The sequence below is a fragment of the Variovorax sp. 01N429 genome, from assembly GCF_056399425.1.
The window spans coordinates 143,247-167,623 of sequence record NZ_JBFTRG010000005.1 but is presented as its reverse complement, the minus strand read 5'-3'; the positions used below and the strand labels follow the sequence as shown (position 1 = coordinate 167,623).

Here is a 24,377-nt window from a genome sequence, read left to right as displayed (position 1 = left end):
CCGCACTACAACGCGCCGATGCTGCCCGTGATCGGCAGGACGATTCCCGTGATGTAGCTTGCGCACGACGGCGCAGCGAGGAACACATAGGCCGGCGACAGCTCTTCAGGCTGGGCCGGGCGCTTCATGTCGGTGTTCTTGCCGAAATCCTTGACCTGGTCGGCCGAGCTGTCCGCGGGATTCAGCGGCGTCCACACCGGGCCGGGCGCCACTGCGTTGACGCGAATGCCCTTGTCCAGCAGGTTGCTCGCCAACGACTTCGTGAATGCGTGGATGGCGCCCTTGGTCGTCGAGTAGTCGATCAAGTGCGCGCTTCCCTCGAAGCCGGTCACGGATCCGGTGTTGATGATCGAACCCCCTTTGGGCAGGTGCGGAACCGCCGCGCGTGCCATCTGGAAATAGCCGAACACGTTCGTGCGCAGGGTGAGGTCCAGGCGCTCGTCCGTGATGTCTTCGATCGAGGATGCGTGGAGCTGGAACGCCGCATTGTTGACGAGGATGTCGAGCTTGCCGAAGGCCTCCAGCGTTTGCTTGACCGCCAGCTCGCAGAACTGTGGATCGCGGACGTCGCCAGGAATCAACACGCAGTGGCGGCCTTCGGCTTCGACGCAGCGGCGCGTCTCGTCGGCGTCGACCTGCTCGTCCTTCAGGTAGACGATGGCCACGTCAGCGCCCTCCCGCGCATAGAGCAACGCCACCGCGCGGCCAATGCCCGAGTCGCCGCCGGTGACCAGTGCGACCATTCCGTTGAGCTTGCCGCTGCCGAGATAGCCGCTCGCCTTGAATCGCGGCTGAAGGTCCATCTCTGCCTCCAGGCCGGGCTTGTCGAGGTGTTGGGCGGGCATGGGGTTCTCGGGCTCTGGCACATGGCCGGCTTGCACCGGCCCTTTGCCTTCCGAGGCGGATTCGGTCGCACGGTCCTTGGCGTCCTGCTCGCGCTGCACTTTGCGGTGCTGGACGGCGACGTCGCCGTTCTCCGCGTCCGAATTCGAGGGGTCCTGGTTCGAGGTCATGGATGAGTGCTCCTGCAAAGAATGGCCTCAACGTAGGGACGCCTGGAGGCCCGCCTTGTCATCCAAGACCGCGTCCCCTGCGCAGAAGTCGACGACGTCCCACAGCACGCCAGGGCGGGCACCTATTCGCGCCGGGAAGACCTCACGCCAATGTCGGCGGCTGCGACTCTCGGAATCCTCGATCCTCATGAGCACCCCATCCAATCTTGCGACCGCCGACCTGGCGCCGACCGGCAAGCGCTGGTGGTCCAAGCTCGGCCCCGGGCTGATCACGGGCGCAGCGGACGACGATCCCAGCGGCATCGCCACCTTCTCGCAGGCTGGCGCGCAGTTCGGCTACGGCCTCGGCTGGACCTTGCTGATCACGTTTCCGCTGATGATGGGGATCCAGCTTGCAAGCGCGCGCATCGGGCGCGTCACTGGCAAGAACCTGACCGAGACATTCGCGCGCTTCTGTCCGCGCTGGATGGTCGCCTCGCTGGTGTTGCTGCTGCTGACCGCCAATGTGATCAATCTGGGCGCCGACCTGAGCGCCATGGGCACCTCGGCCGCAATGGTCCTGCACGGGCCGGCGGCCTGGTACGCGGGGGGCTTTGCGGTCCTGTCGCTGCTGCTTCAGGTCTTCATGACCTACGACCGCTATGTGCGTGTGCTCAAGTGGCTCACGTTGTCGCTCTTCGCGTATGTGGGCGTCGTGTTCGTGGTCGACGTGGACTGGGGTGCTGCGATGAGAGGCGTTTTCGCACCCTCCTTCCACTGGGGCCGCGAGTACGTGACGACCGTCGTCGCCATTCTCGGGACCAGCATCAGCCCTTACCTCTTCTTCTGGCAAGCCTCGCAGGAAGTGCAGGACATCAAGCGCGTCCCGGCAGATCAGCCGCTGCGCGTTGCCCCGGAGCAGGCGCGGCGTCAATTGCGGCGCCTGCGTATCGACACCGCCGTGGGCATGGGCTTCTCGAACCTCATTGCATTCTTCGTGATCACGGCGGCGGCCGCGACTTTGCATGCGACCGGCCAGACGCAGATCGAATCCACTGCGCAGGCCGCCGCTGCGCTGCGCCCGGTGGCCGGCGATGCCGCGTTCTTGCTGTTCGCCGTCGGCATCATCGGAACCGGAATGCTGGCGCTGCCCGTGCTCGCAGGCTCGGCGGCAGAAGCCGTGGCGAGCTATTTCCACGTGCGCAAAGGCCTGGACCTGACGCTGGCGCAAGGCCGCAGCTTCTACGGCATCCTCGCCGCGGCCATGGCCGTCGGCGTTGCGTTCAGCCTATCCGGCGTCAACCCGATCTCCGCGCTCTACTGGGCCGCGGTAATCAACGCCGTCATCTCCGTGCCTGTGATGGCGGCCGTGATGATCGCGGCTTCGAGTCCCAAGGTGATGAGCGAGATGGTGCTGCCGCGAAAATGGAAGGTGCTCGGGTGGCTCGCCACGGGGGCGATGGCGGCGGCTTCGGTGGCGCTGGCCGTGGTTTCGATCTGGTGACCGGCGCGACCGCCCTTTCGCTCCAGGCTATCGGCCGAAGGCGATGAGACTCCAGACAATCAGCGCGAGCTGGCCGACATTGATCAGGATGGCCGTGATGTGAGTCCGGCGAAAGCCCGGGATGGCATCCATGTAGTTCGACTCGATCTCCGCGCCGAGTGAGTCCATCCTGGGAATGACCTTCTTGCGCAAGACCATGGCAAGCAATGCCAGCGCTGCTGCACCCAAGGCAACGCCGAAGCGGCCCGCGAGCGCATAGCTGACGGCCGTTGCGGCGGCACTCACGAAGGCCGCCACGTAGTAGATATTGAAGAACCCGCGCACGAAACGGGCATCGAGCGGACTGTCGTGCTTCAGGATCAGGAGCGGGATGGAGCCCATGATGAAGTAGGCCGTGGTCACGAGCAGTGCCACGGTGAAGCCCAGGGCGGCAAACATGGCGGCGGACATCTTTGTTTCCTTGGGCTGGTGGAATTCGCTTGGCCTTTCCGAGTTTGTCTTATCTCCGGCGCCGCTAACATGTGTATGTTCATCCAGTGCTTCGTCCGCCCCATTCATCAGCCTCATGGCCGCCGTATTCGATTCACCGCCAGCGTTCACAGTGTCCGTGAAAACGCTCTGCGCGTTCGCGGCGAAGGCTGGCGATCTCGATCTGCGCTTCGTGCCGGCGCCGAGCGCGCAGGAGGGACAGGCCGGCCATCGCTTGGTGCAGGGGCGTCGCGGCCCCAGCTATGAAAGCGAGATTGCGCTCGCATCGCACCACGATCGGCTGCAGGTGCGCGGACGCGCCGATGGCTACGACCCTCATCGCGCACGGGTCGAAGAGATCAAGACTTTCCGCGGAGACTTCGCAGCCGTCAAGGCCAACCATCGCGCGCTGCACTGGGCACAGGCCCGAACCTACGCCTGGATGCTTTGCGAGCGCGATGCGCTGGAGCGAATGGAAGTTGCGCTCGTCTATCTCGACCTCGGCACGGAAGAGGAAGTCGTGCTCGAAGAGACGTGCACGCGCGAAGCCCTGCGCGATCACTTCGAGATGCTCTGCGGCAGTTTCATCACGTGGGCCCAGCAGGAGGCGGATCATCGGGCGCAACTCGACAAGGCGCTGGGCGCGCTGAACTTTCCGCACGGCGAATTTCGTGCCGGACAACGCGATCTGGCACAGGCCGTCTATCGCGCTGCCGCCGGCGGGCGCTGTCTTCTCGCGCAGGCGCCCACGGGCATCGGCAAGACCGTCGCCACCCTCTTCCCATTGCTCAAGGCACGGCCTGCGCAGAAGCTGGACAAGATCTACTTCCTCACCGCAAAGACCTCCGGCCGCTCCGTCGCGCTGAATGCCCTGCGTACGCTGGAGGGCAATCGAGCCGCGCTGCGCGTGCTCGAACTCACAGCGCGCGAGAAGGCCTGCGAGTACCCGGGGCGGGCCTGCAATGGCGAAGCCTGCCCACTGGCGCGCGGCTTCTACGACCGGCTCCCAGCGGCGCGCAGCGAGGCAGCACGCGCCGCGTGGCTCGACCGGCCGACGCTGCGACGCATTGCCCTGGCGCACGAGGTTTGCCCTTATTTCCTGGCGCAGGAACTGGCGCGCTGGAGCGACGTGATCGTCGGCGACTACAACTATTACTTCGACGGTAACGCCTTCCTCTTCGGGCTGATGAAGGAGGAAGACTGGCGCGTCGCTCTGCTGGTCGACGAGGCGCACAACCTGCTGGACCGCGGGCGCGGCATGTATTCCGCGCAGCTTGAAGCAGCGGCAATGGATGCCGTGCGTGGCAAGGCACCGCCATTGATCAAGAAGGCGCTCGGGCAGCTGCACCGCGAATGGCAGTTGCTGCAAAGAGACCAGATCGCAGCCTATGAGCCACGCGACGAGATACCGGAACGATTCACGCGTGCGCTGCAGGATGCGGTCGGCACGATGGCCGAGCATTTCACGGCACGGCCGGATGATGCGCACGGGCCGCTGCAGGAGTGCTTCTTCGACCTCCTCCGCTTCGCTCGCTTGGCCGATTCCTTCGGCAAGCATTCGGTGTTCGAATGCACCGTCGCCGACGACGGTACGCGAAGCCTTGCCATCCGCAACCTCGTGCCGGCGCCTTTCCTGGCGAGTCGCTTCGCGGACTGCGATTCGGCGGTGTGCTTCTCGGGCACCCTGGCGCCGTTCGCCTTCTACCGCGACACGCTCGGCCTTCCCGACGACACGGCGACACTGGACGTGGGTTCGCCTTTTCGCAGCGAACAACTGAAGGTGCGCGTGGCGATGGACGTATCGACACGATTCCGGGATCGCGACCGTTCACTGGCGGCGCTCACCGACGTCATCGCCGGCCAGTTTGCCGAGCAACCGGGCAACTATCTCGCCTTCTTCAGCAGCTTCGACTATCTGGCGGCCGCATCGGCGGCTTTTGGAGAGCGCCACCCCGGAATTTCTGCGTGGGCGCAGTCGCGCGGCATGCGAGAAGCCGACCGCGATGCCTTCTTGGCCCGCTTCGCGGCGGGCGGGCGAGGCGTCGGTTTCGCGGTGCTTGGAGGTGCGTTCGCCGAGGGCATCGACCTGCCGGGCGATCGGCTCGTGGGTGCCTTTGTCGCAAGCCTCGGCCTGCCGCAGCACAACGAACCGAATGAAGTCATGCGCGAGCGGCTGGACACCCTCTTCGGCGATGGCTACGAATACACCTATGTCTACCCCGGCCTGCAAAAGGTCGTGCAGGCGGCGGGCCGGGTCATCCGAACCGAGACCGACGCCGGCGTGCTCTACCTGCTCGACGACCGTTTCGCGCGCCCGGAGATCCGGCAACTGCTGCCGGCATGGTGGCATGTGCAGCCGATGTTCGCTGCCAGGTGTTGAAGCGCGATCGCCTCAGGGCCTCAGAAGCTCTGTCCTCGCACGCTGGCACTGCGCCCTGTCTTTCTCAGCCTGGCAGAAAGCTGCGCCTGGGCTTCGAGCTCGCGCTGCCACAGCTCATAACCCGCATCGCTGGGATGAAGGCCATCCGGCGCGACCAGCCGGGCGGGATGCCGCGCGAAGGGATCGTCCTCCCGCTCCTGGTAGAGCGAAACGTACTGCGCGCCATTGGCTTGCGCGACCTCCGAGACGATGGCATGGAGCTGGCGCGAGCGGAAGCGCATCCACCAGCTCCAGGGCGGAAGAAGAAATCGGGTGTTGCCGACGTTGCCGGGCGGCATGAAGATGACGAGGTCCGAGCGGATGCGAGCTCGCTGGGCGATCTGGCGGACGCTGTCGCGCAGCGCGCCGCCGCTGGTCCCATGAAAGAGGTCGTTGCTGCCGCCGAGCACCAGCACCGCGTCGAAGCGCTCGTCTCCTTCGAGCTGTCGGGCAAAGTCCTCGAAGCGCGCGCCGTGCGCTCCTTTGTTGACGATCGTGAGTGTCGGGTTGGCGCGAGACAGCAGGCCGGCGAGGCTGTATTCAGGGGCGCTCGCGCTGGAGCCCTTGGCAGCGCTGTCGCCGACGATCAACAGGCGGGCACCCTCTGGACGTGCCACGCGCTCGAAGGGATGGCCCCTGCGCGCCTTGCGGCCGGCCTGGCGGATGCGAAGTGCGGCATAGCCGCCCGTGGCCGCGATGAAGCCGGCCAGCACGGACAGGCCCGCCGCGGCTGCAATGTTCTGGCGTTTCACACGGTCTCCTTCTGGGCTTTGTTGGATTGGATCTGAAGCCTAAAGGTAGCCTGATCCGCGAAATGTAGGAAGCGTCCCAACGGCCATGCTGAAGACTTCCAATGGCGCAGCGATCATCAATGAAAGTGACGGCTGACGCACATCGCCCGCGAATTCCTACCCGCGTGCCGCATGCGTCGCGGGAGATATGTGACGTCCCAACGCACTAGGAGCACAGCATGCCAAGGGGTGATAAATCGTCCTACACCGGCAAGCAGAAACGCCAGGCCGAGCACATTGAAAGCGGCTACGAGCATCGCGGCGTGGCCAAGCAGGAAGCGGAGCGCCGCGCCTGGGCGACAGTCAATGCCGAAACCGGCGGCGGCAAGAAGAGCGGCTCGGGCCGCGGCAAGGCGGAGAACCACGCGCCTGCGCACAAGGGCGGCCACAAAGGTGGAGCGGCGTCGGCCTCGCGCTCGGCTGCTGAACGCTCGGCGTCAGCCAAGAAGGCAGCTGCGACCCGCAAGCGCAACGCCGAGCATCGCGGCTGATTGTGCTGCCCGCCTTCGACGGGCGCCCGCTCAGGCGGGATCTGACCGCTTCGACATTTCCGTCAGTTGAAGCTCGATTCTGAAGAGGCGCTCGTTGAGGATCGCGGTCTGCAGCCGTATCGCCTCGATGATTGCCCGCGTCTGCGGGTCGGCAGCGTTGTTCGAAAGCTCTTGCAGCTCGTGCAGTTTGTTGCGCAGCTCGTTGCTCATGTCGGGACTCCGTGGGGCGTTGGCTCCATCGTAGGCAAAGCCGCGCTTCGCGTCATCAGCCGTGCGGCGTCGGCGGCAAAGTCTTGAGGTACAGATGCAACGCTTGCACGTCCATCTCGCTCATCTCGCGCAGTGAGCCGAAGGGCATCACCTTGACCGCCGTGCCATCGGGGCGATTGCCCGTCTTGAAGAGACGCGCAAAAGTCTCTACGTCAGCGTAGCGGGCCATGGCCGAACCTTCGCCGGGCGTCAGGTTGGCTGCTGCGGGCCAGTCGGGCGGGCCGCCCGGGATCTTGCCGCCGTTGAGCTTGGCGCCATGGCAGCCGAGGCACATGTTCGCCACGTAGGCGCCGTGGACGACTGTCACCCCGTCAGGCACCGGCTGCTCGGACGGCCGTGAATGATCGATCTTCGCCGCTGCGTCCTTGACCACGCCGAAGCCGTAGAAGGCACGAACCGGCAAAGGCAGTTCGACCACCGCACCACTGCCCGTGGCGGGCTCGGTGTGCCGGAGGTAGGCGACGAGTGAGGCGAGATCGTCGTCGGTCAGCCGGTTGTAGTCTTCGCTCGGCATCACCATCAGCGCCCTCCCCACCGGATTGACGCCATGCCGGATGGAGCGCTCCCAATCTTCCGGCTTGTAGCCTGCCACGACGCTCCCGGGGCCGGGGCTGATGTTCGGGCCGGCGATTCGCATGCCTTTGCCATCGTCGAGGAACACAGCGCCATTTGCCTTGGCACCGTGGCAGTCGACGCATCCTCGGGATGCGAATAGATAGCGCCCCCGTTCGATAGCGGCTGCATCGTCGCGGAACGCGACGCCCTGCACGACGACGTCGACCTTGCGCTGCATCTTGTAGCGCGCCAGCTGATCGCCGGCGAAGAGCGCCGCTGCAATGAGCGCGACCATGATCGCCAGTGCCAGAGCGATCCGCTTCAGCCACCGTTTGCCGGTCCGGCCCGTCGGGGCCGTCATGCCAGGTCCTTCGGCAGCCGTGGCGGATTCGCGACCTTGCGGGCGCCCGCTCCGGCGCCCAACTTTTTGTGAGACATGGCAAACTCCCGTTCGTTGATGTATGGTTTAAATTTGGATTGCGTGTTCAAAAATGGATGATCGCGTAAATTTCGGCGGAGCGTCAATATCGCTTTTGCCAGATGCACTGGCCGAAAGTGTGTGGCGCGCGCAGCCCGGGCTGCTCAAGCGCGAGCGCACCCGCGTGCAGCTCGTGCAGGCTGCAATCAAGGTTTTCGGCGCGCGCGGCTATGTCGAGGCCACCATTCAGGAGATCGCGGCGGTCGCCGGTATGGCGACCGGCACCGTCTACAACCACTTCAAGACCAAGGATGAGGTGGCCAGCGCAGTGGCGCTGCTTCTCGCGGACACGCTTTGCCGCCGGATCACGGACAGTCAGCAAAGCATTCAGGAAGGCGCCCAGCGCATGGCCATTGGCGTTCGGCGCTACATCTGGCTGGCGGAAGAGAGCCCGCAATGGGCACTGATGATGCTGGAGATCGCGGCCGCGGCGCCGCAGCTTCTCGCCGAGGTGCGTGACTACGCGCTGGCCGACCTGCGCCTCGGCGTCAGGCAGAAGGCTTTCCGCGTGCCCAGCGAGACAGCCGCGATGGACATGATCAACGGCAGCGTCCAGCAGGCGATGCGCACGGTCATCTATGGCGCCGCGCCCGCGAATCACGGACGTGATGTGGCGAACTGTGTGTTGCGGGGATTGGGCATGGAGCTGGCCGAAGCAAAGGAGGTCGCGAGCCGGCCCTTGCCGCCCTTCCCGCCAATGGCCGACAAACCCTCGGTGAAGGCAAAGAGCGCGGCCGGGTCGAAGCGCCGGGCCGCCTGACGGCGCTCAGCTCAGGGCTCGGACGCGTCCCATGCCGGAGAGTGCGGGGAGTGCCACCCAAGCAATTCGGCCAAGCGCCGCACGATCCAAAGAGCTTCGGCCGGTGACACACCCGCGTCGGGCGAACTCAGGCCCGCATGAATCCGCAGCAGGATCTCTTCTTCGGACGGCACTTCGACGTGGTGCAAGATTTGCGCGTGCTGCACCAGATGATTGGCAAGGTCCTCGCACACCTCATAGCGCGAACGAACGATGGCAATCGGTTCGCTGAGCCGCTGCCGATGATCGGTGTAGACGGCGAAGAACGAAGGCGGGATGTCGATCTGGTAGTCGTCAGACATGTCGGAAGGGGTGCGGGAAATCCAATGAAAAACGCGCCCGTAGGCGCGTTTCAGGAGATTGCTGCGCCAGACGGTGCGACTGGCGCAACGGGCCCCCGACCGATCAGCCGCCCTTCTTGGCGCGCTTGCCGGGGTTCTTCTTGCTGCGAGTGGCGGTGCCGCGCTCCAGGCTTACCTTCTGGCCGCCACCCATCTTGGGAAGGCTGTAGCCGGGCATCGGAACGGGCTTGGGGGTGGCAATGCGGTCTGCCTCGGTGCGGATTTTGTTGGGCATGGAAAGCTCTGGTGAAAAAAATCGAAGGACGTAATTAAGCCACATCGTCGAGCAGCCGCACTTTGACGGTCTTGCCCTTGACGCGGCCAGTGGAAAGCTTGTGCACGGCTTCGCGGGCAATGCGCCGGTCGACCGCCACGTAAGTGGAGAACTCGTTGACGTTGATCTTGCCGACCTGTTCGCGCGTGAAGCCGGCTTCGCCGGTCAGGGCGCCCAGGACGTCGCCGGCGCGTATTTTTTCCTTGCGCCCACCGATGATCTGCAGCGTGGCCATCGGGGCCCGCAGGGGATCAGCGTCGCCGGACGGGCCGGCAGTGAGCTCGGAAAGGGGATGCCATTCGGATTCGCGGCCTTGCAACTGCTCGATCTTTCCGACGCTGCCCATCTCGTCCATGCTGGCAAGGCTGAGCGCCAGACCTTCCGCGTCGCCGCGGCCCGTGCGGCCGATGCGGTGAATGTGGATCTCGGGATCGGGGGTCACGTCGACATTGATCACTGCTTCGAGTTGTGCAATGTCGAGACCGCGCGCCGCGACGTCGGTGGCGACCAGAACGGAACAGCTGCGGTTGGCAAACTGCACCAGCACCTGGTCTCGCTCGCGCTGCTCCAGCTCGCCGAACAATGCCAAGGCGCTGAAGCCCTGGCTTTGCAGCACCTGAACCAGATCGCGGCACTGCTGCTTGGTGTTGCAGAAGGCGAGCGTGCTGGAAGGACGAAAGTGGTTGAGCAACAAGCTCACGGCATGCAGCCGCTCGCTATCCTTGACCTGGTACCAGCGCTGGCGGATCTTGGCGCCGTCGTGCTGGGCCTCGACCGTGATCTGCTGCGGCGTCTTCATGAACTGCGCGCTGAGCTTGGCGATACCTTCGGGGTAGGTCGCCGAGAACAGCAGGGTTTGTCGTTCCTTCGGGCAGAGCCGTGCGACCTTGGCGATGTCGTCGAAGAAGCCCATGTCGAGCATGCGGTCCGCTTCATCGAGCACCAGCGTGTTGAGCGCTTCGAGGTTCAGGCTGCCGCGATCGAGGTGGTCCATGATGCGGCCGGGGGTGCCGACCACGATGTGTGCACCGTGTTCGAGGCTGGCGAGTTGGCCGCGCAGTGCGACGCCGCCGCACAGGGTGATCACCTTGATGTTTTCGGCGGCCCTGGCGAGGCGGCGTACTTCCGTCGTCACCTGGTCTGCCAATTCGCGTGTCGGGCACAGAACCATCGCCTGGACCGCGAAGCGCCTCGGATTGAGATTGGCCAACAGCGCCAGTGCAAAGGCAGCCGTTTTACCGCTACCGGTCTTGGCTTGCGCGATCAGGTCCTTGCCCAGGAGGGCCACTGGCAGGCTTGCCGCCTGGATCGGCGTCATCTGCAAGTACCCGAGCTGCGTCAGGTTCGCCAGCGTTTCTGGCGAAAGCGGCAGCGTGGCGAAATCGGTGGCCGGACCGGTCACGGAGAGGATCAGCGACGCTGCGAGTTGTTGCCGGAATTGACCGGCGGCGGACCACGGCGCTCGAGATGGCGGAACGTGATGCGGCCCTTGGTCAGGTCATAGGGCGACAGCTCCAGCGACACCTTGTCGCCGGCCAGGATGCGGATGTGATGCTTGCGCATCTTGCCGCCGCTGTAAGCGATCAGCTGGTGGCCGTTGTCGAGGGTCACGCGGTAGCGCGAGTCAGGCAGCACTTCCGTGACTGCGCCGTTCATTTCGATCAGTTCTTCCTTGGGCATGAATTACCTTTGATTGAATATGTTTGTCGTAATTGGACAGGAAAATGGTCGGCCGGTTCAAGCGGCGCAATGCACAGGTGGGGCGCTGCGTTCGCGCACCCAGCCCAAGCCTTCGTCGACGGCGTAGCGCACCGCTGCGGCGCGGCTGGCAAAACGTGGGGTGAAGCGCATGACCCGGTCATGCATGCCGCTGCCGCGGCCTGAGCGGATCGATACAGACGCCGCAAAGCGGCCGTCGTCCAGATCCTTGATGAGCGGCGAGACTAGGTACTTGCCCACCGCGATGCTGTGTTGAATGATGTCCATCGAAAGCCTTGCGCAACACGACTTCGCGCTACGCTGAAAAATATTTGAAAAAACGAGCGCAGGCCGGGCCGGATGGCGCCCACCGGGGCGGACAGCGCGCTATTCGCTTCAACAAGTACGAAGGCAGTGGTGGCAATCATGGGCGCCCGGTCTGGCGCACCAACACACTGTAAGAGCCGGCTTGCTTTTAAAAGGGCCTGGGGATTCCAGGCCAGCCGGCGAGTTTGACGAAATGCTTCGTCGTGGTATCGAAACGAACCCGGCATTCTATCCGACTGGCACAACAGTTGCTATTTCAATCTTGTGACACGACTTGCGTGTGACGCGCTTGCGACGCACGATGGCAAGTACAACGTCCGAGGAGCGCGGCCATGCAAGTTCAGCGATCAGGCACTCGATCTTCGCTCGTTCGATGGTATGGCTGCATGCTCGCGGTCAGTTTGATCTTCTTCTGCCCGGCAGCGATCGCGGCAACATCAGTCCCCGACAAGGCCGCGACGAACGCGCAGATTCGTGCGCTCAAGCGCGCTGGCGACGCGGTTGTCCTGGTCAACGTCACCGCAACGGAAGGTGCCACTTCGGCCGACAGCCTTGGCCAGCGGCGCTCGGGGTCCGGCGTCGTCATCGGATCCGACGGACTGATCCTCACGATCGGCTATTTGTTGCTCGAAGCTGAAACGATCGAAGTCGTCACGCAGGACGATCACGTCCTGCCGGCGCGACAAGTGGCGTATGACCTCGCGACCGGATTCGGCCTGATCCGGCCGCTGGTGCCACTGCGCGGCATCGAGCCTGTGCCGCTTGCCGGCATCGGAGCGCTCAAGCTGGGGCAGCCGCTCCTGGTCGCCACCGGGGGCAGCAGCGGCACAGAGGTGGGATTCACGCGTCTGACCGGTACACGTCCGTTCTCGGGCTACTGGGAGTACTACATCGACGCCGCGATATTCACCAGTCCACCGGTGCCAAACCACAGCGGAGCGTCGCTCTTCAACAGCAACGGAGAGCTGCTCGGTATCGGAAGTCTGTTCGTCCTGGAAGCCGGCGGGCCGGACGAGGCCTTGCCGGGAAATATGTTCGTCCCGGTGGAGCTGCTGCGGCCTGTGTTGTCGGAGATGAAAGCGACCGGCACCACGCGCGCGAGCACCAGGCCATGGTTGGGCGTGTCCTCGTCGGAGCGCGGGGGGCATGTGCAAATCGTGCGTGTGGATCGCTCCGGCCCCGCGCTCGAGGCAGGCGTGCAGCCCGGCGACGTGGTGCTGGAAATCGACGGCGTTCAGGTCAGTACGCTGGAAGCCTTCTACAAGCAGCTCTGGAAGCGGCCGGGCGCCGAAGGCGATGTCGAGCTCACCGTGCAACAAGGATCGGAAGTACGGAAGATCACGGTGCATGCGGTGGATCGCATGCGGACCCTCCGCAAACCTCAAGGCATATAGCCGGCGCTTTCGTCGGCTCAGTTGATTCCCAGGATTTTCTTGTTGGCGGCCTTGTCGATACCGCCTGCTGCGAAGTCATCGAACGCACGATCGGCCACCCGGATGATGTGCTGAGCGATGAATTCCGCGCCTTCCCGGGCACCGTCTTCGGGATGCTTCAGACAGCATTCCCATTCCAGCACCGCCCATCCCGGAAAGTCGTAGGCAGCCATCTTGGAGAAGATCGAGCCGAAATCCACCTGCCCGTCACCCAGTGAGCGAAAGCGCCCGGCCCTGTTGATCCACGACTGGAAGCCGCCGTAGACACCCTGCTTGCCCGTCGGATTGAACTCCGCATCCTTCACGTGAAAGATCTTGATCCGGTCGTGGTAGTGGTCAATGTACGCGAGGTAGTCCAGTTGTTGGAGGACGAAATGGCTCGGGTCATAGAGCAGGCAGGCGCGGGGATGGTTGTTCACGCGCTCGAGGAACATCTCGTAGGTCACGCCGTCGTGCAGGTCTTCGCCGGGATGGATCTCGTAGCAGACGTCGACCCCCACATCGTCGAAGCGGTCGAGGATCGGTTTCCAGCGCCGGGCGAGTTCGTCGAAGGCTTCCTCGATCAGGCCGGCCGGGCGAGGCGGCCATGAATAAAGATAAGGCCATGCGAGTGCCCCCGAGAAGCTCGCGTGAGCCGTCAAGCCTAGGTTGGCCGATGCCTGGGCGGCATAGTGGAGTTGCTCGACCGCCCATTTCTGGCGCTTGACCGGATCGTTGCGGACCTCCGGCGCGGCGAAACCATCGAACCCGGCGTCGTAGGCCGGATGCACCGCGATCAACTGTCCCTGAAGATGGGTTGAAAGCTCCGTGACCTCGAGCCCGTGGCTTGCCAGCGTGCCCTTCACCTCATCGCAGTAAGTCTTGCTTTCCGCCGCTTTCTTGAGATCGAAGATGCGGGCGTCCCAACTGGGGATCTGGACGCCCTTGTAGCCAAGATTCGCGGCCCAGCCTGCAATAGCTTCGAGCGAATTGAAAGGCGCAGTGTCCCCGGCGAACTGAGCCAGAAAAATCGCCGGCCCCTTGATGGTCTTCATCGGTGGTCTCCTAGGTTCGATCGGTGTAAATGATGCACTCGTTTTGCGTCCACGCAACGCAAGGCACCGTCCGACACGCGCGATAGGGCTTGGCGTGTGCGCTTGGCGGTGGAAGGTTTCACAATGGTTTCTCTGTCCACCTGGGGGCGACGCGGCATACGCGGCGGCCCGAAAGAGCGATGTCACAAACGGTTTCCGGGCGCCTCAAGATCGGCCTGTCCGCCTGCTTCTCCCACGCCGACCCCGAGCGCTCCTTGTTCACGAACAAGACGCTGCAATATGTGGAGCAGTCGATTGCGCACTGGCTGATGTCCGCCGGCGCGATGGTGGTGATGGTTCCATGCCCGACCGGCGAAACGGCGCGGGGTGACACCAAGCTCTCGCACTACGCCGAATGGCTCGATGGCGTCGTCATGCATGGCGGCTCCGACGTCTGGCCCGGAAGCTACGGTGAAGTGCCGCTCAAGGACGCATGGAACGGTGACCGTATCCGGGACCTCTACGATCTGGCGCTGGTGGAGGCTTTCGAGCAAGCTGGCAAGCCGATCTTCGGCGTCTGCCGGGGGCTGCAACTGATCAATGTGGCCTTCGGAGGCACGCTCTACCAGGACATCGAGGCGCAGCACCCCAACGCGCAGCGGCATCGTGATCCGGTGGCCTACGACCAGAATTTTCACGAAATCCGCCTCACGCCCGGATCACGCCTGTCGATGCTTTATCCGGGAATGGAAACCACGCGCGTCAACAGCATCCATCACCAGGGCGTGAAGGACCTCGCCCCTGGATTCGAAGTCGATGCATGGAGCATTCCGGACCACGTGGCCGAAGCGATCCGGCGCCGACCGGACCGCGGACGCAGCTACATTGCGGCCACGCAATGGCATCCCGAGTTCCACAAGTACGGCGCGACCGACACGCTCAACGACACCGCCATCCTGGAGGATTTCCTGTGGGCTTGCGCCACGGCCAAGGTCAGCCCCAAGGGGCCGCTGCGCACTGCCCCCGGCCGCATCCGCAACCGCGCGGCGCGCCTGCTGCGCCAGGCACTGCTGATGCGCTAGCGGCTTTGGTTCTTGTAGCTGCTGACGCCCGCGTCGACGGTACCGAATACCGTCACGCCGCTGCTGGAACTGCCGGCACTGGTGCCGCCGCCCGTCCCTGCGCAGGCAGTGAGCAGGCATACGACGCTGGTTGCAAGCAGCGCGGCAAAAATTCGCTTCATGCGGATCTCCGTTTTCAACTCAGATGCTTGCCGACGATGCCGGCCAGTTCGAACATCGTGACCTGATCCTTGCCGAACACGGGCTTGAGCTTTGCGTCGGCGTTGATCGCGCGCTTGTTCGTCGAATCCTGCAGGCCGTTGGCCTTGATGTAGTCCCATAGCTTCTTGATGACTTCGGTCCGGGCCACGGGTTCCCCACCGATCACCGCGGCCAAAGCGTCGCTCGGCTTGAGTCCCGCGCCGGGCTTGCGCGGCGCCTTGGGGGCGGCGGCTTTCTTGGCTGCAACCTTCTTTGCCGCGGCCTTCGCAGGCGCGGCAGTCTTCTTGGCGGCGGGCGCTGCCTTGGTGAAAGTCTTGCGCGGCGGGAACTTGCTGGTGCGCGGCTCGAACTCGAAAGTCACCTTGCCCTCTTCCTTGTTCCAGGCCAGGAAAGCCTTGAACGCGCGGCGCGTGCGCATCGACACGAACTTGTCGAGCAGGTCGGTCTTGCCGGTGGCGAGCAGCTTCTCAACCTGCGCTCGTTCCACGGGCTGCTGAAGAATGATCTTGCCGGTCTTGAAATCGCACGTCGGCGTGGGTTGTTCGTTGGTCGGCACCGACTTTTCGCAAACGTAGTTGCTGCCGTGTTCAAACACGCGTGCGCCGCATTTCGGGCAGGCGCCCAGTGACTCCTGGCCGCTGAAATCGACGATCTCGCCCGTCTCGGCGTTCTTGTCGTCACCGAAATCGAACTCGAGCTTCCAGTTCTTCGCTTCCTCGTCGAACTTGAGGATGATCTCCGACGTGAAAGGCCAACCCGCCTTCGAGCGGAAGCCTTCCAGCGGGCCGATGTGCTTTTCGCGCAGCAACTGCTCGGCTTCCTGGACCTCGAAGGTTCGTCCGGCAGGCGACTTGCCGAACGAGAAGCCGCAAGGTTCCTGGCCAGGCTTGCCGGTGCATGTGTAGCGGCGGTAGTTTTCTTTCACCACGCCGCCGCAGTTGGGGCAGGGTGTCGAAAGCGTGGCGTAGTCCCCCGGCACGGTGTCCCGGTCGTATTCCTTGGCCTTCTTGACGATGTGCTCCGTCATCTCGGCGATTTCGCGCATGAAGGCTTCCCGGCTGAGCTTGCCGTGCTCCATCTGCGCAAGCTTGTATTCCCACTCGCCGGTGAGCTCTGCCTTGGAGAGTTCCTCGACGCCGAGGCCGCGCAGCAGCGTCATGAGCTGGAACGCCTTGGCGGTCGGAATCAGCTCGCGGCCTTCGCGGTACATGTACTTTTCGGCCAGCAAGCCTTCGATGATGGCCGCGCGAGTCGCTGGCGTGCCAAGGCCTTTTTCCTGCATCGCCTCGCGCAGTTCGTCGTCGTCGATGGTCTTGCCTGCGCCTTCCATGGCGCCGAGCAGCGTGGCTTCCGAATAGCGCGCGGGCGGCCGCGTCTTCAGGCCTTTGGGTTCAGCGGATTGGACCTTGACCATTTCGCCAGGCTTGACCGGCACCAGGCGCTTGCCGTCCTTGTCGTCTTCCTTCTCGTCGTCCTGGGCTTCCTTGCCATAGATCGCGAGCCAACCCGGCTTGACGAGCACCTTGCCGTCCGTGCGAAACGGATACTTCTTGCCCGCATGCTCGACAGTGCTGATGCGTGTCGTCACCTGGTATTCGGCACTCGGGAAGAAGACCGAAAGAAACCGTCGAACGACGAAGTCATAGAGCTTCTGCTCGGCATCCGAGAGGCCGCTAGGCGCTTGCAAGGTCGGGATGATCGCGAAGTGATCGCTGACCTTGGCGTTGTCGAAGATGCGCTTGGAAGGCTTGACGTAGCTGCCGTCGATCGCCTGCTGTGCAAAGGGCGCCAAGTGCCGAATGCCGCTGTTGGCGAGCATGCCCATGGTTTGCTTCACGACAGGCAGGTAGTCCTCGGGCAGCGCGCGCGAATCGGTACGCGGATAGGTCAGCGCCTTGTGACGCTCGTAGAGGCTTTGCGCCAGCGCCAGCGTCGTCTTGGCGCTGAAGCCGAAGCGGCCGTTGGCCTCGCGCTGCAGCGATGTCAGGTCGAACAGCAGCGGCGACGCCTGGGTGGTCGGCTTGCTTTCCTCGGTGACGCTCGCGACCTTGCCGCGTGCGGCTTCGGCAATTTCACGGGCATCGCGCTCGTTCCACACACGGTCGGCACGTTGTTCAGGGTCGGCCACGCCATCAGGGCCGGGCGGCGGTTTCCTCCAGGCAGGATCGAACCACTTGCCGGGGTATTCGCCGGCTTCGGCCAGGAAGCTGCCATGCACTTCCCAATAGTCGCGGCTGACGAACTTGCGGATCTTTTCTTCGCGCTCGACCACCACCGAAAGCGTTGGGGTCTGCACGCGGCCCACGGTGGTGAGAAAGAAACCACCATCGCGCGAATTGAACGCCGTCATGGCACGGGTGCCGTTGATGCCGACCAGCCAATCAGCCTCGGACCGTGAACGCGCGGCGTCGGCCAGGCCCCGCATCTGCTGCTCGGTGCGCAGCTGGTCGAAGCCCTCCCGAATGGCTTGCGGCGTCATCGACTGCAGCCAGAGCCGCTTCACGGGTTTGCCGAGCGTTGCTTTGCCGCCGGCATATTGTTCGATCAGCCGGAAGATCAACTCACCCTCGCGGCCCGCGTCGCAAGCGTTCACAAGCTGGGTCACGTCCTTGCGCTTGGCCTGCTTGACCACCGCATTGAGGCGGGTCTTGGTCTTGTCGACCGGCTTCAGGTCGAACCGTGGCGGAATCACCGGCAGGTTCGCGAAGCTCCATTTGCCGCGCTTGACGTCGAACTCCTCGGGCGCCTGGATTTCGACCAGGTGGCCCACCGCACTCGTCACGACATACTTTTCGTTTTCGAAGTGCTCCTCGTGCTTGTCGAATTTGCCGGCCACGGGCGTGAGCGCGCGCACGATGTCCTGGGCCACCGACGGCTTCTCTGCAATCACCAAAGTCTTCATTGACAAGTCATCCTTACAATCTGGCGCTTCTCGCGTGCGCACGCGCACGCGCATGCGTACATATTCAAACTATCAGACTTCGCCGATGCCTTCCAAGTCCCCTGTTTCCAGCGGCCGTCGCATTCAGACTCGGCGCTCGGCCGTCCATGGCAACGGCGTCTTCGCCGTGCAGGATATCGCGGAGGGCGAGACGCTCATCGAATACAAGGGCGAAGTCATCACGTGGAAGGAAGCGCTGCGCCGCCATCCGCATGACCCGGCCCAGCCCCATCACACGTTCTACTTTCATATCGATGACGGCCATGTGATAGATGGCGGCGTCAAGGGCAATGCGGCGCGCTGGATCAATCACTCCTGCGACCCAAGCTGCGAGGCCGACGAACAGGACGGCCGTGTCTTCATCAAGGCGCTGCGCAATATCGCCGCCGGCGAAGAACTGAGCTACGACTACGGCCTTGTCATCGACGAACCCTATACAGAAAAGCTGAAGGCGGACTTCCCGTGCTGGTGCGGCTCGGAGAATTGCCGAGGCACTCTGCTGGCGCCGAAAGGCGGTGGCAAGGGCAAGAAGAAGGACAAGGGCGCCAAGAAGAACGCGAAGAACGCCAAGAACGCGAAGAACGTCAAGGACGCCAAGACAAAAAGCGCCGCGAAGAAGAAGGACAAACCCGAGAAGCCAGGGAAGGGCAAGGCGCGCAAGGATCCGAAGAAGCAAAAGGCCAAGTCCAACAAGGGCTGAACATGGCTGCACGCTGGTTCGAAGACGAGATCGCGCACGCACTGGCAGAGTCGCTGCCGGGCCTGAAGGTGGAAGTCGTTGCCGAGATCGACTCCACCAGCAGCGAATTGATGCGCCGAGCGCGCGATGGACGCCGGTCTCCCATGCTTCTGGTGGCCGAACGGCAGACTGCCGGCCGGGGGCGTTTGGGCCGCAACTGGCAAAGCGCGCAAAGCACGGGCGAGCCTGCATCACTGACCTTCTCGCTCGGGCTGCCCTTGGCACCGCGAGACTGGTCGGGCCTGTCGCTTGCCGTTGGCGTGAGCGTTGCCGAAAGCCTGGACCCTTCAAATGCGGCGGGGCTCGCGCTGAAATGGCCCAACGACCTATGGGTCGGCGACCGCAAGCTCGGCGGCATCCTCATCGAAACCGCGTTGCTCACTCCCGACGCGGCCGAGCGCTATCTGGTGATCGGCATCGGGATCAACATCGGTCCGCGCGAGGCGGCCGGATTCAGCACCGCACCAGCCTGGCTCCAGGAGTGGCAGCCGCTTGCCAAGGCCGGAGAGGTGCTTCGCGAGATCGTGGTGCCGCTGGTGCACAGCGTCCGTGAATTCGACGAACGAGGCTTCGTGCCTTTTGCGTCGCGGTTCGCAGCGCGCGACATTCTTCGTGGCCGCGATGTGTGCCTGAGCGACGGCACCGAGGGCCAGTGCGAAGGCGTCGGCTGGGGTGGTGAGCTGTTGGTGCGGACTGCCGACGGCATGAAGACCATCACCAGCGCTGAAGTCAGCGTGCGGCCTGCTCGTCCGTCCCGATGAAAGTGCGTCTCTTGGCGGTGGTGTTGCTGTTGGCCAACCTGGGCTACTACGCGTGGTCGCACGGCGGGTTTGCCGCGTTTGGTGCCAAGCCGGCGCGCTTCGATGAGCGCGAACCTCAGCGTCTGCAGCAACAAGTGCGACCGCAGTTGCTCGAAATTCGCAGGAACGAAGCCAGCGCCGCCCTTTAGCTGCTGACGCGAACGGCGTGTCGTTCGCTTTCGTTTCCGTCGAAACGCAGGCTGACGAGCGTGCCTGGTGGATGCTGTCCCGGATGCGCGTCTTCCAGTCGCACCGTCGCAAAGTGCTGGCGTGCAATCTCCCGCACGATGGGCAGACCAAGTCCTGAGCCGTCCGCCTCGTTGCCGAGCACACGGTAGAAGGGCTCGAACACCAGCTCGCGCTCGCTCTCCGCGATGCCCGGGCCGTTGTCCTCGACTTGCACGACGACGATCCGGCCGAAAGGATCCGCCAGCACTCGCGCAGTGATCACCCCTGGGCGCTCGGGCGCCGAGGGCGTGTAGTTGATGGCGTTGTCGAGCAGGTTTCGGATCAGTTCCTTGAGCAGGGTCGGATTGCCGTCGATCCCCACCCCCGGTGCGCCCGGCTCGGCGCCCTCATAGCCGAGGTCGATGCGCTTGTCGATCGCCCGGGGTACGGCCTCGCGCACGACCTCGATGGTGAGCCGTGCGAGGTCGCAGGGCTGGCGGCCGATGTTGGCGCCGCTGCTTTCCGCGCGCGCGAGCGACAGGAGCTGATTGACCGTGTGCGTCGCACGCACGCTGGCACGGCCGATTTGCTTGAGCGACTGCTTCAGTTCGTCCGCATTGGCGCCTTCGCGCTGTGCAAGATCGGCCTGCATGCGAAGTCCTGCGAGGGGGGTCTTCAGCTGGTGAGCTGCATCGGCAAGAAAGCGCTTTTGCGTGCCGATCGAATCGTTGAGCTTGCTCAGGAGATCGTTCACCGACAGGACCAACGGCACGACTTCGAGCGGCACCGAGGATTCGTCCAACGGACTCAGGTCTCCAGGCCGGCGCTCGCGAATGCGCGCCTCGACCACCGACAGCGGTTTGATGCCGCGCACGAGCGCCAACCAGATCAGAAGCACCGCCAGCGGAAGGATCGCGAACTGCGGCAACAGTACGCCCTTGATGATTTCTGTGGCGAGCACCGACTGCTTCTCGCGCGTCTCGGCCATCTGAAGCAACGCCACCGGTGTGTCGGGGCGGCTGCCGGCTATCCAGAGCGAGGCCACCCGAACCTGTCGCCCATGGATGTCGCTGCTGCTCAGGTACACCGCGCCGGGTGTTGGCGGATCGTCGCTGGACGGAAAGGGCACGTCCGGATCGCCGCTCAGCAGCGTGCCGTGCGCATCGAGCAACTGGTAATAGACGCGGTCGACGTCATCACCACCCAGGATCTCGCGTGCCGGCTGCGGCAGCACGAACTTGACGCGCCCTTGATCGACCTCGACCATGCGCGCCAGCGTCTGGATATTGGATTCGAGTGCGCGGTCGAAGGGCGCGTTGGCAATGCCCTGCGCAACCAGCCAGGTGACCCCGATGCTGACCGGCACCAGCAGCAGGAGCGGCGTGAGCATCCAGTCGAGGATCTCGCCGAAGAGAGAGCGCTGCGCGCGCTGGAAGAGCTTCACGCTCGCCCCCAGGCTTGCCCACTTCGTGTGGCCGCCCACCCCCTACCGGGGGCAACACCAGCGGCCCGGCGGAGCCGGTTCCGCGGTGTTTCACCAATGGGCCTGGCTGCGCAGGCCATTGACGTCAGGGCGCCATGGGGCATCAGGAGGGGATTTTTTCGAGGCAGTAGCCGAGGCCGCGGACGGTGGCGATACGCACCGGGCCCTTCTCGATCTTCTTGCGCAAGCGGTGGATATAGACCTCGATCGCGTTGAGGCTGACTTCCTCGCCCCATTCGCACAGGCGTTCGACCAGTTGATCCTTGCTCACCAGCCGCCCGGCGCGCTGGAGCAGCACTTCGAGAAGGCCCAGTTCGCGCGCCGACAGTTCGATCATCTTGCCGTCGATGGTCGCAACGCGGCCGGCCTGGTCGTAGACCAGCGGACCGTGCTTGATGGCGTTGCTCGTGCCGCCCATGCCGCGGCGCGTGAGCGCACGCACGCGTGCTTCCAGTTCCTGCAGCGAAAAGGGCTTGGCCATGTAGTCGTCCGCGCCGTAGTCGAGGCCCTTGACTCTTTCCTCGACGCTGTCGGCTGCGGTCAGCACCAGTACCGGCAGTTGCGAGCCGCGTGCGCGAAGTCGCTTGAGAATCTCCAGGCCATGCATATTGGGCAGGCCGAGATCGAGAATGAGTAGATCGAACTCGCTGTTCGTCATCAATGCGGCGTCGGCCTGCGAGCCGGTCGCCACATGATCGACCGCCGAGCCGGAAGTTCGCAGGCTTCGCAGCAGCGCATCGGCCAGCACCTGGTCATCTTCCGCAATCAGTATTCGCATCCCAGCCTCCAGACATCGCAGCTTGCACCGGCCGCCGCCCTATCGGGAATTCTAGGACGCGGCATAGGCTTCGAGTCCGATGGTTACCACGGTGGCGACGTCATCGCCGACGCTCGCCCGGAACTCTGCTTCGGCCTGTGCGACCGCGTTTCGAAATGCCTGGAGCCATGCCAGCCCATCCGAGGTGAACATCACGCGGCGCGCGCGTGCGTCGAGTGGATCCGCGCTGCGGGTCACGAGGCCCCACGCCTCGCATTGGTCGACCAGCGTGCCCATGGCCTGCTTGGTCATTCCTGCTCGCTCGGCGAGCTCCGTGAGGCGCGAGCCTTCGCGCGCCAGATGCCGCGTGATGTGGATATGGGCCGCGCTCACCTGCGCCCGTGCCGCGAGATTGGAAAGCGCCAGCGGCACGTCCGCGTCGTGGGCCATCAATGCGAGAACGCGTTCATCGAAGCGGCGCATGGCATGGCCCAGAAGCCGGCCCAGGTGGGTTTGCCGCCAGGCATCGTGGTCGATGGGAAAAACCATGTCATTCATGCCGGACGATAGTAAACCAAACTGACCAAAAAACACGAGATCGACCGCGAATCAACCTCTACACTACTGTTCAAGCATCCAGCCTGTGATTAAAAGCAGAGTGGATGAATCCAACACAACCCGTTGATATTCAAGGAGTTTTTACATGGACGCAATCGTCAAGGGCACAAGTATTTCGGCCCCCAACAGCGAAAAAGCCAAGGCTCTGCAGGCCGCGCTGGCCCAAATCGAAAAGCAGTTCGGCAAGGGCACGATCATGCGTCTGGGCGAGGGCGAAGCGCTCGAAGACATCCAGGTGGTCTCCACCGGCTCGCTGGGTCTGGACATCGCGCTTGGCGTCGGCGGCCTGCCGCGCGGCCGGGTGATCGAGATCTACGGTCCGGAATCCTCGGGCAAGACCACGCTCACGCTCCAGGTAATCGCCGAAATGCAGCGCCAGGCCGGCACCTGCGCCTTTGTCGATGCCGAGCACGCACTTGACGTGCAATACGCCCAGAAGCTCGGCGTGAACCTGTCCGACCTGCTCATCAGCCAGCCCGACACCGGCGAGCAAGCTCTCGAAATCGTCGATTCACTGGTGCGCTCCGGCGCGGTCGACCTGATCGTGGTCGACTCGGTCGCCGCGCTCACGCCAAAGGCCGAAATCGAAGGTGAAATGGGCGACTCCCTGCCTGGCCTGCAGGCTCGCCTCATGAGCCAGGCGCTGCGCAAGCTCACGGCCACCATCAAGAAGACCAACTGCATGGTCATCTTCATCAACCAGATCCGCATGAAGATCGGCGTGATGTTCGGATCGCCCGAAACCACCACCGGCGGCAACGCCCTGAAGTTCTACGCCTCCGTGCGCCTCGATATCCGCCGCATCGGCACCATCAAGAAGGGCGACGAGGCGATCGGCAACGAAACCAAGGTCAAGGTGGTCAAGAACAAGGTCTCGCCGCCCTTCAAGACCGCGGAGTTCGACATCCTGTTCGGCGAAGGCATCAGCCGCGAAGGCGAGATCATCGACATGGGCGTGACCGCCAAGATCGTCGACAAGTCAGGCGCCTGGTACGCCTACAACGGCGAAAAGATCGGGCAAGGCCGCGACAACGCGCGTGAGTTCCTGCGCGAAAACCGCGAGCTGTCGCGCGAGATCGAGAACAAGGTGCGCGAATCGCTCGGCATTCCGCTGCTTCTGGCCGAGACACCCGACGCGTCGGCGGAAAAGGCTGAGAAGCCCGAAAAAGCAGAGAAGGCCGAGAAAGCCGAGAAGGCAGGGAAGTAGGGCGGCTCCTCCGCAGCAGCGCTCGCCCGACGCGGCGGGCGCGGTTATGAACCGCAGCGATCATTCATGCCATGGCCTTTGCCGCACCATCCCTCAAGGGCCGCGCGCTTCGCCTGTTGAGCCAACGTGAGCATTCACGCGCGGAGCTCGAACGCAAGCTCGCCAAGTACGAAGAGCAGCCGGGCGAGCTGTCACGCGCGCTCGACGAGCTGACCGCCAAGGATTTCATCAGCGAGGCGAGGGTGGTGCAGTCGGTTCTGCATCAGCGTGCCGCAAGGCATGGCGCTGCCCGAGTGCGCCAGGAATTGCTTCACAAGGGCATCGCACCCGAAGCCATCGCGGAGGCTGTCGCGAGCCTGCAGGGCAGCGAACTGGACCGCGCCCGCGAAGTCTGGCGACGCCGCTTCGATGCGCTCCCGCAGGACGCAACGCAACGCGCGAAGCAGACGCGATTCTTGCTGGCGCGCGGATTCTCCGGCGCCGTGGTCTCCAGGGTGTTGCGCTACGACCCGGACGAGTGAGCCGCCG

General features: G+C 64.0%; 27 protein-coding genes. 11 read left to right on the top strand and 16 right to left on the bottom strand.

The window, feature by feature from the left end:
• Positions 1–5: 5 nt before the first annotated feature.
• Positions 6–1,013 carry an SDR family oxidoreductase gene (locus AC1DSF_RS11280; protein ID WP_478127524.1) on the bottom strand — a complete coding sequence of 336 codons (1,008 nt, stop codon included), beginning with the start codon at positions 1,011–1,013 and terminating at the stop codon, positions 6–8.
• A 187-nt stretch (positions 1,014–1,200) separates the two neighbouring features.
• Between AC1DSF_RS11280 and AC1DSF_RS11275 the strand changes: the two genes are divergently transcribed.
• Positions 1,201–2,496: an Nramp family divalent metal transporter gene (locus AC1DSF_RS11275; protein WP_478127523.1), complete on the top strand. Its 1,296-nt coding sequence runs from the start codon at positions 1,201–1,203 to the stop codon at positions 2,494–2,496.
• A 27-nt stretch (positions 2,497–2,523) separates the two neighbouring features.
• Here AC1DSF_RS11275 and AC1DSF_RS11270 read toward each other — a convergent pair whose 3' ends face one another.
• Positions 2,524–2,946, bottom strand: coding sequence for a hypothetical protein (locus AC1DSF_RS11270; RefSeq protein WP_478127522.1), 423 nt, complete (start codon positions 2,944–2,946; stop codon positions 2,524–2,526).
• 115 nt (positions 2,947–3,061) lie between these two features.
• On the opposite strand from AC1DSF_RS11270, the gene AC1DSF_RS11265 reads away from it, so the two are divergent.
• Positions 3,062–5,344, top strand: coding sequence for an ATP-dependent DNA helicase (locus tag AC1DSF_RS11265; RefSeq protein WP_478127521.1), 2,283 nt, complete (start codon positions 3,062–3,064; stop codon positions 5,342–5,344).
• Positions 5,345–5,364: 20 nt separating this feature from the next.
• Here AC1DSF_RS11265 and AC1DSF_RS11260 read toward each other — a convergent pair whose 3' ends face one another.
• Positions 5,365–6,135 carry an SGNH/GDSL hydrolase family protein gene (locus tag AC1DSF_RS11260; RefSeq protein WP_478127520.1) on the bottom strand — a complete coding sequence of 257 codons (771 nt, stop codon included), beginning with the start codon at positions 6,133–6,135 and terminating at the stop codon, positions 5,365–5,367.
• A 218-nt stretch (positions 6,136–6,353) separates the two neighbouring features.
• On the opposite strand from AC1DSF_RS11260, the gene AC1DSF_RS11255 reads away from it, so the two are divergent.
• Complete coding sequence (locus AC1DSF_RS11255) at positions 6,354–6,665, top strand: plasmid stabilization protein (protein WP_478127519.1); 312 nt, start codon at positions 6,354–6,356, stop codon at positions 6,663–6,665.
• Between the two features lie 30 nt (positions 6,666–6,695).
• Here AC1DSF_RS11255 and AC1DSF_RS11250 read toward each other — a convergent pair whose 3' ends face one another.
• On the bottom strand, positions 6,696–6,875 hold the full coding sequence (locus tag AC1DSF_RS11250) for a hypothetical protein (RefSeq protein WP_478127518.1): 180 nt from the start codon (positions 6,873–6,875) through the stop codon (positions 6,696–6,698).
• 55 nt (positions 6,876–6,930) lie between these two features.
• A complete protein-coding gene (locus AC1DSF_RS11245) occupies positions 6,931–7,851 on the bottom strand; it encodes a c-type cytochrome (protein WP_478127517.1) in 921 nt (306 codons plus the stop codon).
• 196 nt (positions 7,852–8,047) lie between these two features.
• Here AC1DSF_RS11245 and AC1DSF_RS11240 point away from each other — a divergent pair, with 196 nt between their 5' ends.
• A complete protein-coding gene (locus AC1DSF_RS11240) occupies positions 8,048–8,728 on the top strand; it encodes a TetR/AcrR family transcriptional regulator (protein ID WP_478127516.1) in 681 nt (226 codons plus the stop codon).
• An 11-nt stretch (positions 8,729–8,739) separates the two neighbouring features.
• On the opposite strand, the gene AC1DSF_RS11235 is transcribed toward AC1DSF_RS11240, so the two are convergent.
• The 5 genes from AC1DSF_RS11235 to AC1DSF_RS11215 all read right to left on the bottom strand — a co-directional run bounded on the left by AC1DSF_RS11235 (position 8,740) and on the right by AC1DSF_RS11215 (position 11,368).
• Positions 8,740–9,069: a hypothetical protein gene (locus AC1DSF_RS11235; protein ID WP_478127515.1), complete on the bottom strand. Its 330-nt coding sequence runs from the start codon at positions 9,067–9,069 to the stop codon at positions 8,740–8,742.
• Between the two features lie 103 nt (positions 9,070–9,172).
• Positions 9,173–9,343: a hypothetical protein gene (locus tag AC1DSF_RS11230; protein ID WP_478127514.1), complete on the bottom strand. Its 171-nt coding sequence runs from the start codon at positions 9,341–9,343 to the stop codon at positions 9,173–9,175.
• 34 nt (positions 9,344–9,377) lie between these two features.
• On the bottom strand, positions 9,378–10,784 hold the full coding sequence (gene dbpA, locus AC1DSF_RS11225; RefSeq protein ID WP_478144744.1) for an ATP-dependent RNA helicase DbpA: 1,407 nt from the start codon (positions 10,782–10,784) through the stop codon (positions 9,378–9,380).
• An 8-nt stretch (positions 10,785–10,792) separates the two neighbouring features.
• A complete protein-coding gene (gene infA, locus AC1DSF_RS11220; protein WP_028249914.1) occupies positions 10,793–11,062 on the bottom strand; it encodes a translation initiation factor IF-1 in 270 nt (89 codons plus the stop codon).
• A gap of 57 nt (positions 11,063–11,119) precedes the next feature.
• Positions 11,120–11,368 carry a hypothetical protein gene (locus tag AC1DSF_RS11215; RefSeq protein ID WP_478127512.1) on the bottom strand — a complete coding sequence of 83 codons (249 nt, stop codon included), beginning with the start codon at positions 11,366–11,368 and terminating at the stop codon, positions 11,120–11,122.
• A gap of 425 nt (positions 11,369–11,793) precedes the next feature.
• Here AC1DSF_RS11215 and AC1DSF_RS11210 point away from each other — a divergent pair, with 425 nt between their 5' ends.
• Positions 11,794–12,801: a S1C family serine protease gene (locus AC1DSF_RS11210; RefSeq protein ID WP_478127511.1), complete on the top strand. Its 1,008-nt coding sequence runs from the start codon at positions 11,794–11,796 to the stop codon at positions 12,799–12,801.
• Between the two features lie 17 nt (positions 12,802–12,818).
• Here AC1DSF_RS11210 and AC1DSF_RS11205 read toward each other — a convergent pair whose 3' ends face one another.
• A complete protein-coding gene (locus AC1DSF_RS11205; protein ID WP_478127510.1) occupies positions 12,819–13,874 on the bottom strand; it encodes a sugar phosphate isomerase/epimerase family protein in 1,056 nt (351 codons plus the stop codon).
• A 179-nt stretch (positions 13,875–14,053) separates the two neighbouring features.
• Here AC1DSF_RS11205 and AC1DSF_RS11200 point away from each other — a divergent pair, with 179 nt between their 5' ends.
• Entirely contained in the window at positions 14,054–14,935 is an 882-nt protein-coding gene (locus tag AC1DSF_RS11200) for a gamma-glutamyl-gamma-aminobutyrate hydrolase family protein (protein ID WP_478127509.1), read from the top strand.
• On the opposite strand, the gene AC1DSF_RS11195 is transcribed toward AC1DSF_RS11200, so the two are convergent.
• Both AC1DSF_RS11195 and AC1DSF_RS11190 read right to left on the bottom strand, forming a co-directional pair.
• On the bottom strand, positions 14,932–15,096 hold the full coding sequence (locus tag AC1DSF_RS11195) for a hypothetical protein (RefSeq protein WP_478127508.1): 165 nt from the start codon (positions 15,094–15,096) through the stop codon (positions 14,932–14,934). The two genes, AC1DSF_RS11200 and AC1DSF_RS11195, sit on opposite strands and share 4 nt — an antisense overlap.
• Positions 15,097–15,110: 14 nt before the next feature.
• Positions 15,111–18,038 carry a DNA topoisomerase III gene (locus AC1DSF_RS11190; RefSeq protein ID WP_478127507.1) on the bottom strand — a complete coding sequence of 976 codons (2,928 nt, stop codon included), beginning with the start codon at positions 18,036–18,038 and terminating at the stop codon, positions 15,111–15,113.
• 85 nt (positions 18,039–18,123) lie between these two features.
• Here AC1DSF_RS11190 and AC1DSF_RS11185 point away from each other — a divergent pair, with 85 nt between their 5' ends.
• Genes AC1DSF_RS11185 through AC1DSF_RS11175 form a run of 3 tightly spaced genes read left to right on the top strand, consistent with a single transcriptional unit; the run spans position 18,124 to position 19,765 of the window.
• Positions 18,124–18,777 (top strand): SET domain-containing protein, encoded by a 654-nt coding sequence (locus tag AC1DSF_RS11185; RefSeq protein ID WP_478127506.1) that lies wholly within the window; start codon positions 18,124–18,126, stop codon positions 18,775–18,777.
• 2 nt (positions 18,778–18,779) lie between these two features.
• On the top strand, positions 18,780–19,577 hold the full coding sequence (locus AC1DSF_RS11180) for a biotin--[acetyl-CoA-carboxylase] ligase (protein WP_478127505.1): 798 nt from the start codon (positions 18,780–18,782) through the stop codon (positions 19,575–19,577).
• Complete coding sequence (locus AC1DSF_RS11175; RefSeq protein ID WP_478182849.1) at positions 19,574–19,765, top strand: sporulation protein; 192 nt, start codon at positions 19,574–19,576, stop codon at positions 19,763–19,765. Before AC1DSF_RS11180 ends, AC1DSF_RS11175 begins: the two co-directional genes overlap by 4 nt.
• Here AC1DSF_RS11175 and AC1DSF_RS11170 read toward each other — a convergent pair.
• The 3 genes from AC1DSF_RS11170 to AC1DSF_RS11160 all read right to left on the bottom strand — a co-directional run bounded on the left by AC1DSF_RS11170 (position 19,762) and on the right by AC1DSF_RS11160 (position 22,582).
• Positions 19,762–21,228 (bottom strand): sensor histidine kinase N-terminal domain-containing protein, encoded by a 1,467-nt coding sequence (locus AC1DSF_RS11170; RefSeq protein ID WP_478182848.1) that lies wholly within the window; start codon positions 21,226–21,228, stop codon positions 19,762–19,764. The genes AC1DSF_RS11175 and AC1DSF_RS11170 overlap by 4 nt on opposite strands.
• Positions 21,229–21,370: 142 nt before the next feature.
• The gene (locus AC1DSF_RS11165) at positions 21,371–22,045 is read right to left on the bottom strand and encodes a response regulator (protein ID WP_093165483.1); all 675 of its coding nucleotides are present in this window, start codon (positions 22,043–22,045) and stop codon (positions 21,371–21,373) included.
• A gap of 51 nt (positions 22,046–22,096) precedes the next feature.
• On the bottom strand, positions 22,097–22,582 hold the full coding sequence (locus AC1DSF_RS11160) for a MarR family winged helix-turn-helix transcriptional regulator (RefSeq protein WP_478182847.1): 486 nt from the start codon (positions 22,580–22,582) through the stop codon (positions 22,097–22,099).
• Positions 22,583–22,727: 145 nt separating this feature from the next.
• On the opposite strand from AC1DSF_RS11160, the gene recA reads away from it, so the two are divergent.
• Together recA and recX are read left to right on the top strand one after the other, a co-directional pair.
• Positions 22,728–23,849 carry a recombinase RecA gene (gene recA, locus AC1DSF_RS11155; protein ID WP_478144737.1) on the top strand — a complete coding sequence of 374 codons (1,122 nt, stop codon included), beginning with the start codon at positions 22,728–22,730 and terminating at the stop codon, positions 23,847–23,849.
• A gap of 71 nt (positions 23,850–23,920) precedes the next feature.
• A complete protein-coding gene (recX, locus tag AC1DSF_RS11150; protein WP_478182846.1) occupies positions 23,921–24,370 on the top strand; it encodes a recombination regulator RecX in 450 nt (149 codons plus the stop codon).
• The last annotated feature ends 7 nt before the right edge of the window (positions 24,371–24,377 follow it).